We start from the raw sequence: 12,194 nt of genomic DNA on the forward strand, positions 1-12,194 counted from the left end.
ATTTTTGCGCCTTAATTTAGAATAAGTCAAAATAGTTTATAATAAAAACAAAATATATTAAACCATGGATAAGAAAACGATTCTTGTTATTCTTGATGGATGGGGATTTGGAGACAAATCAAAATCTGATGTAATTTCTAATGTTGATACTCCTTATTGGGATAGCTTAGTTGCTAAGTATCCAACTTCTCAGTTAGAGGCTTCTGGAGAGTTTGTTGGTTTGCCTGATGGGCAAATGGGTAACTCTGAAGTAGGTCACCTTAACATTGGTGCGGGTAGAGTGGTTTTTCAAGACCTTGTAAAAATTAACAAAGCGTGCGAAGATGGTTCTCTTGCAGAAAATCCTGAGCTTATAAAAGCTTACGCATACGCTAAAGAAAATAATAAAAAAGTTCATCTTCTTGGATTAATGTCTCAAGGTGGTGTTCATAGTAGCCAGGCACATATTCATGCCTTATTAGATGTGGCTAACAACAGTGGATTAAAAGATGTATTTGTACATGCTTTTATGGATGGTAGAGATACTGACCCTAAGAGTGGCTTAGGTTTTATGACTGAGTTAGAAGCGCACATGGCTAAATCTGTTGGTCAGGTAGCTACTGCAACTGGTCGTTACTATGCAATGGATCGTGATAAACGTTGGGAGCGTATTAAAATAGCTTACGATGCTATGGTTGCTGGTCAAGGCGAAGAGTCTACTACTGATGTAACTGCTGCTATTCAAGCTTCATACGATGCTGATGTAACTGATGAGTTTATCAAGCCAATTGTAAAAGTGGATGCTGCAGGAAATCCAGTAGGTAAAATTGAAGAAGGTGATGTAATCGTATTCTTCAACTACCGTAATGATAGAGCTAAAGAGTTAACGCAAGTGTTAACGCAACAAGATATGCCAGAAGAAGGAATGAAAACTATTCCTTTACACTACTGTACAATGACTCCTTACGATGCTAAGTTTGAAGGCATGCACATTCTTTTTGATAAAGCAAATGTTCAGAATACTATTGGTGAAGTAGTTGCAAATGCAGGACTTAAGCAGTTGAGAATTGCAGAAACTGAAAAGTATGCTCACGTAACTTTCTTCTTTTCAGGAGGTCGCGAGGAAGTATTCGAAGGTGAAGATCGTATCTTAGTAAACTCTCCAAAGGTGGCTACCTATGATTTACAACCTGAAATGAGTGCTTTTGAAGTAAAAGATAAAGTAGTTGCAGAATTAAGCGATAAAAAATATGACTTTATCGCGTTAAACTTTGCTAACGGTGATATGGTAGGACATACTGGTATTTACGAAGCGATTGAAAAAGCAGTTGCTACAGTTGATACTTGTGTAGAAGGTGTTGTTGAAGCAGCTAAAGCTAATGATTACGAGGTTATCATTATTGCTGACCACGGTAATGCTGATAATGCTGTGAATAGCGACGGTTCTCCAAATACTGCACACTCACTTAATCCAGTTCCATTTGTTTGGGTAACTGAGCAAAATGGTGAGGTTAATAATGGTGTGTTAGCAGATGTAGCTCCATCTATTTTAAAATTAATGGGTGTTGCGCAACCAGCTGATATGACTGGAAAGTGCTTAATTGATCTAAAATAATTGTTTCTCACAATAATTATGGAGCAGTAATCCTTCTGGGGTTGCTGCTTTTTTTCTGTTGTACCAAATTTTATAAATAGTCTACGCCGTATAAGATGATTCAAATTGATGATAAAATATTAAGTCTGGAGTTATTCCAAAATAAGTTTATTTGTAATATAGCTAAATGTCATGGTGTTTGTTGTGTTGAAGGTGATTCCGGTGCTCCCTTAGAAGAAGATGAGGCCAAGGAGATTGAAAAGATATACCCTAAGGTAAAACATCTTTTATCACCAGAAGCTATTAAAACAATTGAGGAGGAAGGAACTTCGGTTATTGACTTTGAAGATGAGTTAGTCACGCCAATCATTCATGGTAAAGAATGTGTTTATACTTACTTCGATAATAAGGGTGGTGTACATTGTGCTATAGAAATGGCTTGGAAGCAAGGCTTGGTCGATTTCAGAAAACCTATTTCTTGTCATTTATATCCTATTAGAACCAAAAAGCTGAGTCAGGGAGAGGCCTTGAATTATGATGTTTGGCCTATTTGTAATGATGCGCGTACTTTAGGTGAAAAAGAAGGTGTTTCTGTATATAAATTTTTAAAGGAACCTTTAATCAGAAAATACGGAGAAGCTTTTTATCATGAAATGGAGGAAGCAGAAAAGATATTAGAAGAAAAGGGTATGCTTTAATAAAAAGCATTTACCTTATTAATTTATTAAGAACGGTTTAGTTGTAGTGAGTAATTAACTATTAAACCGTTTTTTTGTGCATTATAAAATCTAAACTGATGAATATATTACCGTTTGAACATAGTTATTGGATTATTCCGGGTAAGTTATTGGCAGGAAGGTATCCGAATACACAGGAAGATATTGATGCCTTAGTAAAATTGGGTATTAAAACCTTTGTGAATCTTACCAAGGAAAATGAAACGCAAAAAGATGGTTCTGCCATTTTTAATTATAACGAGAGGTTAAAAAAGGAAAATGCCACGATGCATAGAAAAGCAGTGGAAGATGCGTCAATTCCTACCGTTGAAACCATGCGTGAAATAGCCCAAATTATTGATGATAGTTTAGCTCAGGATAAACCTGTTTATTTTCATTGCGTTGGAGGAGTTGGCAGAACGGGTACTGTGGCAGGAAGCTATTTGATGCATAGTAAAATGGCCAACGCAAACAATGTTTTTGATATCATTGATTATTTAAAGCGTACAAGTCCATTCAAAGAAAAATTATCGCCAGGCAGAGATTCTCAACGTAGCTTTGTGGTAAACTTTAAGTAGTAATCACTTGATATTGGTGTTGTATTGAAAGACCAACCCTAAATACTGATATGCTTCATGCTTTCCCCTATAAACCTTTTGTATCTTGTATCGTTTTTCTACAAATGATAATAAAATAGAATATGGAAGGATTAAAGACATATATAAGTGAAAATAAAGATAGATTTTTAGCGGAGTTATTCGATTTACTTCGCATTCCATCTATCAGTAGTATTGAATCACATAAGCCTGATATGTACAAAGCTGCAGAAATGTGGAAGAAGATATTGGTTGATGGGGGAGTAGATAAAGCTGAAATTTTTGAAACGGCAGGCAATCCAATTACTTATGGAGAAAAGATTATTGATCCTAAGTTGCCAACGGTAATGGTTTATGCACATATGGATGTAATGCCAGTTGATCCGATTGAATTGTGGGATTCAAAACCTTTCGAACCTACTATTAAAGATGGTAAAATATTTGGCCGAGGTGCCGATGATGATAAGGGGCAAAGTTTCATGCATGCCAAGGCTTTTGAGTTTATGGTAAAAACTAATCAGCTTCCTTGTAACGTTAAGTTTTTAATTGAAGGGGAAGAAGAAGTAGGATCTGTTCATCTACCTCAGTTTTGCGAAGAACATAAAGAGATGTTGAAGAGTGATGTGATTTTGGTTTCAGATACCTCTATGATTGCTCCGGGCATTCCATCTATTACTACTGGTTTAAGAGGGTTGGCTTATTGGGAGGTTGAAGTTACTGGACCAAACCGCGATTTACATTCAGGTTTATTTGGAGGGGCAGTAGCTAATCCAATTAATGTACTGACCAAGATGATTGCTCAAATGACGGATGAGGAAGGGAAAATTACTGTTCCTGGTTTTTATGATGATGTGATTGAGGTAACACCTGCAGAACGCCAAAAAATGGCTCAGGCTCCATTTGATGAGGAAAATTACAAAGAAGCATTGGATGTAAAAGAGCTATCTGGTGAAAAAGGTTATACTACGAGTGAAAGAACGGGTATTCGTCCATCGTTTGATATTTGCGGAATCTGGGGAGGATATACAGGCGAAGGAGCAAAGACGGTATTGCCATCAAAAGCTTATGCTAAAATTTCATCGAGGTTAGTTCCTAATCAAGACCATCATAAAATTGCAGATTTATTTAAAACACATTTTGAATCAATCGCTCCAGGTAGTGTTAAGGTAGAGGTGAAAAGTCTTCATGGAGGACAAGGATATGTTTGTCCGATTGATTTACCAGAATATCAAGCTGCTGAAAAAGCTTATGAAACAGTCTTTAATCGAAAGCCTGTGCCTGTTCGTAGTGGAGGTTCTATTCCTATTATTTCTACTTTCGAAGATATATTGGGTGTAAAATCCATTCTAATGGGTTTTGGTTTAGAGTCGGATGCTATTCATTCACCAAACGAGAACTATCCTTTAGAGCAATTCTTCACGGGTATTGAAGCAATTCCATATTTTTACGAGAACTATGTAGAATTGAAAAAGTAGTATCATTTATTTATAATATATATATAGCCAGCTTTAAAATAAGGCTGGCTTTTTTGTTGGGTTTTAGTTGGGAATTGGGTTAAATATTCGATGGAGGCTGAAAATAAAAACAAAACTACCCGTGAGAGCTTACGAATTGTTATTTAAATATTGAAAATACTTTCAATTAAAACAGTCTTGATGTGTCTTTTGGTATATAAAGTTATGAAAAGTTGAAAATTGTAGGGGTTTGGTGTAAAAAAACTGCTGTTTGTTGCTGAAAAGTGGACTTTTGGTGGAGTAACTCTTAAAATTATGAAAAAAATCATCTTTTTTTGAGGTTTTAATTTAGAATTACTTATTTTTGAGCCGCTAACTCGAAAGAAAAAACATAAATATTTTATACTATTATGGCAACATTAAGATTTCAAGCATTAAATGAGTTGCTTTCAAGAGCACCTAAAGATGTTACGTTACCATCAAACAAGGTAACTGATTATTACGGACAAAGTGTTTTCAACGAAGACACGATGAGAAAGTATCTTTCTTCAGATGCTTTTAAAGCAGTAAAAGCTGCCAGCAAAAAAGGTGGAAGTATTGACCGCAAAGAGGCTGATGGTGTTGCTTCTGGAATGAAGACATGGGCTATTGAAAACGGTGCTACCCACTACACGCACTGGTTTCAACCATTAACTGATGGAACAGCTGAAAAGCATGATGGTTTTATCGATTATGGTGATGATGGAAGTATCATCGAAAACTTTGAAGGTAAGTTATTAGCTCAGCAAGAGCCAGATGCATCTTCTTTCCCTAATGGTGGAATTCGTCAAACATTTGAAGCTCGTGGATATACTGCTTGGGATACTTCTTCTCCAGCGTTTATCGTAGGTACTACTTTATGTATTCCTACTGTATTTATTTCTTATACAGGCGAAGCACTTGATTATAAAACTCCTTTATTAAGATCGTTAGCTGCTATTGATGAAGCTGCTACAGCTGTTTGTCAGTATTTTGATAAAAATGTTACTAAAGTACACACCAACATGGGTTGGGAGCAAGAGTATTTCTTAATTGATGAAGCTCTTTATCAAGCTCGCCCAGACCTTGCTTTAACAGGTCGTACTTTAATGGGACACTCTTCTTCAAAAGATCAACAATTAGATGACCACTACTTTGGTTCTATTCCAGAGCGTGTAGCTAAATTTATGATTGAGCTTGAAATTGAAGCGCATAAATTAGGTATGCCTATTAAAACTCGTCATAACGAGGTAGCTCCTTCTCAGTTTGAGTTGGCTCCAATTTATGAAGAGGCTAACTTAGGTAACGATCATAACCAAGTTATGATGGACTTGATGAAGCGTGTAGCTGGTCGTCATAAGTTCCGTGTATTGTTTCACGAAAAGCCATATGCAGGAATCAATGGTTCTGGTAAGCACAATAACTGGTCTTTAGGTACTGATACTGGTGTTGTATTATATGCTCCAGGAAAAAATCCTAAATCAAACTTACAGTTCTTAACTTTTGTGATTAACACATTAATGGCTGTATATAAAAATCAGGATTTATTACGTGCATCTATCCTTACAGCTTCTAACAGTCACCGTTTAGGTGCTAATGAGGCTCCTCCTGCAATTATCTCTGCATTCTTAGGAACTGAAGTTTCTGCAATGTTAGATAAAATTGTTGCTGAGGTACCAGATCACAAAATGACTCCAGATGAGAAAACAGCGCTTAAGTTAGGTATCGGACGTATTCCTGAAATTATTTTAGATAATACTGACCGTAACCGTACTTCTCCGTTTGCATTTACTGGAAACCGTTTTGAGTTCCGTGCTGTAGGTTCGGCTTCAAATGCTGCCGTTTCAACAACTATGTTGAGTGCTGCAGTTGCGGATCAATTAAAAGAATTTAAAGTAGAGGTTGACGCTATCATCGAAACAGGTGTTAAGAAAGATGAAGCTATCTTCCAAGTACTTAAGAAATATATCATTGCTTGTGAGCCTATCCGTTTTAACGGTGATGGTTACTCTGATGAATGGCAAGTTGAAGCTGCTAAGCGTGGCTTGACTAACATCACTAGTGTACCTGAGTCATTAGCAACATATCTTGATGCTCCAGCTAAAAAAGTATTAGTTGATGGTGGTATCATGAGTGAAAAAGAGCTTGAAGCTCGTGTTGAAGTTGACTTAGAGAAATTCGTTTACAAAATTCAAATCGAAGCTCGTGTTCTTGGAGATCTTGCTATTAACCACATTGTTCCAACTGCGGTTAAGTATCAAACTCAATTAATCCAAAACGTACAAGGCTTAAAAGATTTATTTTCTGATGACGAGTACAAAACTATGGCAGGTTCTCGTCTTGAGTTAATCAAAGAAATTTCTGAACATACATCGGCTATTAAGTCAATGAGAAAAGAAATGATTGATGCTCGTAAGAAGTGTAACAAAATGGATGATGGATTTGATAAGGCTAAGGCTTATGATATCGAGGTTCGTCCATATTTAGATAAGATTCGTTACCATATCGACAAATTAGAGTTGATCGTTGATGATGAAATCTGGCCGTTACCAAAATACCGTGAGTTATTATTTAACTGCTAGTATTAAGTACAGATATATAAGAAAGGGTCGGCAATTTGCCGACCCTTTTGTGTTTTATAGAATATAGGTGATTTAAATACGAATAATTCAGGAAGTACTTAAAAGTTCTGATGGGTAGTCTCTGCCGCTACTCTTACGCAACCTTTACAGCTTAGTCTTCTGTTTGCTCTTATTGTTTTGCATAACGTACTGCCTGCTTTGCTAATAAAGGTTGATTCTAGCTTCTTTCTGACTTCGTCAGATGTTGTTAGTTTTAGGGCTGCATAAAGTGCACCACAGGTTCCTCCATCAGCTTTTCCTCTTCCGCTATTTTTAGCTTCTAAGATGGTTTGCTCATCAATTTTAAGTTCGCTTTGAAAGGTTTTAAAAATGGCTTGAGCACAATTGTATCCTTCTTCCCCATGGTATAACTTCTCAGCCAGCTCTCCTTTGTTCATTATTTCGATCTTCTAATTTGCTTAAAGCTAATGCCTAAAGTTTTTTCAAACCATCTGATTTGTTTAATTTCAGGTGAAGTGATTAGCGCCAAAGATATTCCTCTGTTACCAGCCCTGGCAGTTCTACCGCTTCGGTGTGTGTAATACTCATCCTTATCTGGAAGTTGATAGTGCACTACAAAAGATAAACCCTCTACGTCAATGCCTCTGGCTGCTAGGTCGGTGGCAACCAAAATTCTTAAACTCTCATTCTTAAAAGCACGCATTACTTTATCACGCTCAATTTGTTTCAAGTCACCTTGAATGGCATCCGTAGGAATGTTTTTAGCTTGTAATTGTTTGGCTAGAGTTTGAGCTGTAGCTTTTGTCTTGCAAAAAACAACACCTCTAGCGGTAGGATCCGAATTAAGCATTTGAATCAATACGTGAAGTTTTTCTTTTTCTTCACAGATTAAAAACTGGTGGTCAATGTTCTTATTAACCTGTTTCTTTTTACTGACCTCTATTTTTATTGCTTTAGCAGAAAGGTGTTTTTGAACAATGTTTTTAATTCCATTGGGCATGGTTGCTGAGAATAACCATTTGTTTTGAATTGCAGGAAGTGAACTAAGTATTTCATCCAATTCCTTTTTGAATCCCATGCTTAACATCTCATCTGCTTCATCTAAAATAACAGTTCTTACTTTGCGTAAATCAACAGCTTTTCTTTTTATCAAGTCAATTAAACGTCCGGGAGTGGCTACAACAATGTGAGTTGGTCGACGTAGGGCGCTCATCTGAGGCTCTATCTGAGCACCTCCAAAAACAGCTTCTGTAAATATCTTGTCCGAGTGCTTTGTGAATTTAAATATCTGTTTGGCAATTTGCTGCCCTAGTTCCCTTGTGGGACAAAGAATCAATCCTTGTACTTCTTTTCTTTTTGGATCAATTTTGTGTAATAGAGGTAATCCAAAAGCTGCAGTTTTTCCTGTTCCTGTTTGTGCTTGAGCAATTAAATCGGTATTGCTTTTTAATAGCAAAGGGATTACCTGAGCTTGTATTTCTGTGGGTGTATTAATGCCCATTTCCTTAATGGCACTAACAAATTTCCTTCTTACACCTAATTGGTCAAAATTTTCCATGGTTGCTCCGTTCTATTTAAGTTCTAAAAGTACTACGTTTTCAACGTGATGTGTATGTGGAAACATATCTACAGGTTGAACTTTAGTTACCTTATATTTTTCATCTAAGATGTTTAAGTCTCTGGCCTGAGTGGCAGAGTTACAGCTGACGTATACAATCCTATTAACATCTGTTTTTAAGATAGTCTTAACTACATCCTCGTGCATACCAGCTCTTGGGGGATCAACAATCATTACATCAGGAGTGCCATTTTCTTCAATAAAAATAGGATTAAGCACATCCTTCATGTCTCCAGCATAAAAGCTTGTATTGGTGATCTTATTATTATTTGAGTTGATTTTTGCATCTTCAATAGCCTCAGGTACGTATTCAACGCCCACTACTTTTTTTGCTTTTGAAGCGACAAAGTTTGCTATGGTACCTGTACCTGTATATAAATCATATACAATCTCATCTCCTGTAAGTCCAGCAAAGTCTCTGGTTATTTTATAAAGCTCGTAAGCCTGCTCAGAGTTGGTTTGATAAAAGGATTTAGGACCAATTCTAAATTTAAGGCCTTCCATTTCTTCTTCAATAAACTCACGACCATTAAAACAAATGATATCTTGGTCGCCAATAGTGTCATTTCCTTTTTCGTTGATAACATACATTAATGCAGTTATTTCAGGAAATGTATCTTTCAGGTGATTTAATAAACCTTCTCGTTTTTCAACATCCTCATGATAAAAAGAAACAATCACCATTATCTCTCCTGTAGAAGTGGTTCGAATGATTAGAGTTCTTAAAAAACCTTCTTGATTTCTGATGTCAAAAAAACTTAATTCGTTTTCTAATGCATACTTTCTAATGGCTAAGCGAATACTATTAGATGGTTCTTCTTGTAAGTAACATTTTTTGATGTCAATCACCTTGTCAAACATACGAGGAATGTGAAAACCTAGGCCGTAACGTTCAATAGAGCCATCTTCTATTTGCATTTCTTCAGGTTCTAGCCATCGCTTGTTCGAGAAAGTATATTCCAGTTTATTTCTGTAGTACTGATCTTTTTCAGAAGGAATAATTGTGGCAATTTCAGGAAGTTCAACCTTACCTAATCGTTTAAGGTTATTCTCCACTTCGTTTTGTTTGAACTTAAGTTGTTCGCTATAAGGTAATGCCTGCCATTTACAGCCTCCACATTTTCCAAAATGCTCACAAAAAGGTTCTACACGTATGTCAGATAATTTGTGGTATTTTGTTACGTACCCTTCAAAATAATTTTTCCTCTTCTTATTTACTTGAACATCAACAATGTCTCCAGGAACTGCATTTTGAACAAATAGTACCTTATCTTCTATTTTGGCAAGAGCTTTGCCTTCAGCTGCCACATCTATTATTTCAACTTCCTCAAACAGAGGTTTTCTTTTTCTGGATCTTCCCACGATAACTCAACTAAAAGTGTAAAAAAAACAAGCATGTTTGTTGATAAACTTAGCTTGACAATAGTGTTTTATGATTTGCTCCGGATGTACCGGTCAGGCTGCAAAGATAAAAAAAAGACCGTCATTAATTTGACGGTCTTTGTATTTTATTCTCCAAAAGGATTATCGTTAAAATTGTTCTGTTGAGTAGGACTAGATTCCCCACTCTGTTGAGTTGCTGAAGGTGGCCCCGTAGGCTTATCAGGAGGTGTTTCCCAATCTGTCATCATGATAAGAGAAATTTCATTATCAATAGAAGTTGTAGAAAGCTCAGGTCTAGTGTATATTCTCTTCTCCATAGTCACAGCAAATATACTATTTTTTTATAAAAACCTTTTGACTTGTCGTTTTTTCATCTGAAATAATCTGAACAATAACTATCCCTTCGTTTTGTGAAAGAACTTTATTCGTAAAGCCTGCACTTAATGTTCCTGTTTGTAAAATTTTTCCTGTGGTGGAGTATATTTTATATAAAGGTTTCGTTAGTTCAGGGATTTTAATATAGATGTACGATTCAAATGCGTGAATATTTATCTGTAAGTTATCGTTATCTGTATTTGTCATATCGGTTGTTCCAGATGGTAAGATATGTATCAAAAATCTCTCTTCAAAAGAACCAGCTGCTGTTGTGAAGCTATATTCATCATCGATGTTCATTGTTTTAGCAGGATCCGTATTTGTGAGATCTTCTAGCTGTATGGTGATATCTTCATCATCATTAACGAACTCTTTTAATCTAATTTTATATGTTCCAGCTATACCTGTTTTGTATCCAAGTTTAATGGTTTTGGCATCAGTATAATTCTCATATGAATCAATAACATACTTTCTGTTTGAGTGAATGGTGTATAGCTGTATGATTTTATTGTTGTACGAGAAGCGTTTTTCAGAATCGCGTACATCATCTCCGTCATTAGCATCGGGATTAAATGATAATAATAGCTCGTCCTCTATGTTACTTTCGTTAATTCCTGAAAATCTAATTTTTGTTTTTTGAGTTGCAGATGCACTCTTTAAGTATGTGTAATTTGAGGTTACTCTTGCTTCGGCTGGTATTGTAATGTTACCATTTGTTTGTTCTTTAGCTACCTGAACCCAGAATGAGTGACACGAAGGTATGTGAGTTAGTTTGTCTGGGTCTGGATTAAGGTTAACTCCAATTCCTGAATTATAAACACCGTATATTTCCGTGTCTTGATTTAAGATTTGGAATTCGTCATCCATGTTGTTTGTTATGATATCTAGCCAATCTATACTACAAGGGAAGGGGTTTCCAACTAGGTTCCATCCATAATTGATAGGATCTGCCGAGTTGATGGTTGGTAGTGGACCTACATCACTACTATTAGGTACACCGTTGAATTTTATAACTTCGTGAGCATATCCATATGCAAGGTATCCAATTCCTGCTTCCAGCTCTTCTGTTGTTCCATGAACTTCCCATCCTGAGGCACTAGTGTTTCGTCTGTACATGCCAGATGAAATATTTGAGTTATTTTGGGTTGCGCCAATAACAGGGCTAGATATATAAAGTCCTTCTAAATCTCTTTCGATATTTTGTTCAATATTGATAGTTGCTCCTGTTGAATTCAATATTCCCTCTTCAAGTAAATTTCCGTTACCTATACTTGAGTTTGTAGAGGATTCTATTGTGAGAGATGCATTAACAGTTAATGTTATTCCTGAAGGGATTGTTAATGAAGCACCAGCATTAATGATAATAATATCTGTGACGATGTCTTCAGACACAATAGGACTAAGGCCACTTGTTGTTATGATGTAGTTGGTTCCGTTGCCCAACCAGTTCGTTGGTTCATTAAAATCAGAAGTTGTTCCAACCCATTGTCTGTATTCTCCTGTGGTGAAAGTCCAAGTTGTTAGGTTTTCAAGTTGATTATAATATAGGCCGCCGTCTACTTGTATAGTGTTATCTTTAATGTATACTGCATAATTTGTATTTGATACTAGCGATTCACTTCCTTTAGAAAGGTCTATTGCTATAGTACTACCAGAGAAAGAAATGCGTGTGTCCTGGGTGTCAATTCCACCACCTGTTTTTAATTCAATCTTGTTTGATGTATTATTAATATCTACTATGCTTATGATGGTTTCATTTTCTTCAATTATAGCTGTCGTGTGCGCATCAAATACCATGGTTAAAGTTGGTTTGAGAGTGATGTCTGTAGCTTCATTAATAGGAGTGAAAGTTGGATCTGTTATGATTCCATTTGTTGTT

The 12,194-nt window shown here is 36.2% G+C and carries 10 protein-coding genes; 5 read left to right on the plus strand and 5 right to left on the minus strand.

Annotated features, from left to right (window positions below; all coding sequences use genetic code 11):
- Positions 1–64 precede the first annotated feature (64 nt).
- From gpmI to A8L32_RS05065, 5 genes are all read left to right on the plus strand, one after another.
- Positions 65–1,594: a 2,3-bisphosphoglycerate-independent phosphoglycerate mutase gene (gpmI, locus tag A8L32_RS05045; RefSeq protein ID WP_066628367.1), complete on the plus strand. Its 1,530-nt coding sequence runs from the start codon at positions 65–67 to the stop codon at positions 1,592–1,594.
- Positions 1,595–1,689: 95 nt separating this feature from the next.
- Positions 1,690–2,271 (plus strand): DUF3109 family protein, encoded by a 582-nt coding sequence (locus tag A8L32_RS05050; RefSeq protein ID WP_066628369.1) that lies wholly within the window; start codon positions 1,690–1,692, stop codon positions 2,269–2,271.
- A gap of 98 nt (positions 2,272–2,369) precedes the next feature.
- On the plus strand, positions 2,370–2,867 hold the full coding sequence (locus A8L32_RS05055) for a protein-tyrosine phosphatase family protein (RefSeq protein WP_066628372.1): 498 nt from the start codon (positions 2,370–2,372) through the stop codon (positions 2,865–2,867).
- 122 nt (positions 2,868–2,989) lie between these two features.
- A complete protein-coding gene (locus A8L32_RS05060; protein WP_066628375.1) occupies positions 2,990–4,360 on the plus strand; it encodes a dipeptidase in 1,371 nt (456 codons plus the stop codon).
- Between the two features lie 389 nt (positions 4,361–4,749).
- A complete protein-coding gene (locus tag A8L32_RS05065) occupies positions 4,750–6,939 on the plus strand; it encodes a glutamine synthetase III family protein (protein WP_066628378.1) in 2,190 nt (729 codons plus the stop codon).
- Positions 6,940–7,037: 98 nt separating this feature from the next.
- On the opposite strand, the gene A8L32_RS05070 is transcribed toward A8L32_RS05065, so the two are convergent.
- The 5 genes from A8L32_RS05070 to A8L32_RS05090 form a co-directional block, all read right to left on the minus strand.
- The gene (locus A8L32_RS05070) at positions 7,038–7,376 is read right to left on the minus strand and encodes a C-GCAxxG-C-C family (seleno)protein (protein ID WP_066628380.1); all 339 of its coding nucleotides are present in this window, start codon (positions 7,374–7,376) and stop codon (positions 7,038–7,040) included.
- A complete protein-coding gene (locus A8L32_RS05075; protein WP_066628382.1) occupies positions 7,376–8,497 on the minus strand; it encodes a DEAD/DEAH box helicase in 1,122 nt (373 codons plus the stop codon). Before A8L32_RS05075 ends, A8L32_RS05070 begins: the two co-directional genes overlap by 1 nt.
- Positions 8,498–8,509: 12 nt before the next feature.
- Positions 8,510–9,919 (minus strand): 23S rRNA (uracil(1939)-C(5))-methyltransferase RlmD, encoded by a 1,410-nt coding sequence (gene rlmD, locus A8L32_RS05080; RefSeq protein ID WP_066628384.1) that lies wholly within the window; start codon positions 9,917–9,919, stop codon positions 8,510–8,512.
- A 146-nt stretch (positions 9,920–10,065) separates the two neighbouring features.
- On the minus strand, positions 10,066–10,257 hold the full coding sequence (locus tag A8L32_RS05085) for a hypothetical protein (protein ID WP_066628386.1): 192 nt from the start codon (positions 10,255–10,257) through the stop codon (positions 10,066–10,068).
- Positions 10,258–10,273: 16 nt separating this feature from the next.
- On the minus strand, positions 10,274–12,194 hold a 1,921-nt coding region (locus tag A8L32_RS05090; RefSeq protein WP_066628389.1), incomplete at its 5' end, for a T9SS type A sorting domain-containing protein.

This window comes from Labilibacter marinus, assembly GCF_001659685.2.
Classification (GTDB): domain Bacteria; phylum Bacteroidota; class Bacteroidia; order Bacteroidales; family Marinilabiliaceae; genus Saccharicrinis; species Saccharicrinis marinus.

What these genes read in the sequence shown, in the direction of transcription:
- gpmI (WP_066628367.1), top strand. Translation starts at nt 65, where the DNA reads ATGGATAAGAAAACGATTCTTGTTATTCTTGATGGATGGGGATTTGGA.
- A8L32_RS05050 (WP_066628369.1), top strand. Translation starts at nt 1,690, where the DNA reads ATGATTCAAATTGATGATAAAATATTAAGTCTGGAGTTATTCCAAAAT.
- A8L32_RS05055 (WP_066628372.1), top strand. Translation starts at nt 2,370, where the DNA reads ATGAATATATTACCGTTTGAACATAGTTATTGGATTATTCCGGGTAAG.
- A8L32_RS05060 (WP_066628375.1), top strand. Translation starts at nt 2,990, where the DNA reads ATGGAAGGATTAAAGACATATATAAGTGAAAATAAAGATAGATTTTTA.
- A8L32_RS05065 (WP_066628378.1), top strand. Translation starts at nt 4,750, where the DNA reads ATGGCAACATTAAGATTTCAAGCATTAAATGAGTTGCTTTCAAGAGCA.
- A8L32_RS05070 (WP_066628380.1), bottom strand. Translation starts at nt 7,376, where the DNA reads ATGAACAAAGGAGAGCTGGCTGAGAAGTTATACCATGGGGAAGAAGGA.
- A8L32_RS05075 (WP_066628382.1), bottom strand. Translation starts at nt 8,497, where the DNA reads ATGGAAAATTTTGACCAATTAGGTGTAAGAAGGAAATTTGTTAGTGCC.
- A8L32_RS05085 (WP_066628386.1), bottom strand. Translation starts at nt 10,257, where the DNA reads ATGGAGAAGAGAATATACACTAGACCTGAGCTTTCTACAACTTCTATT.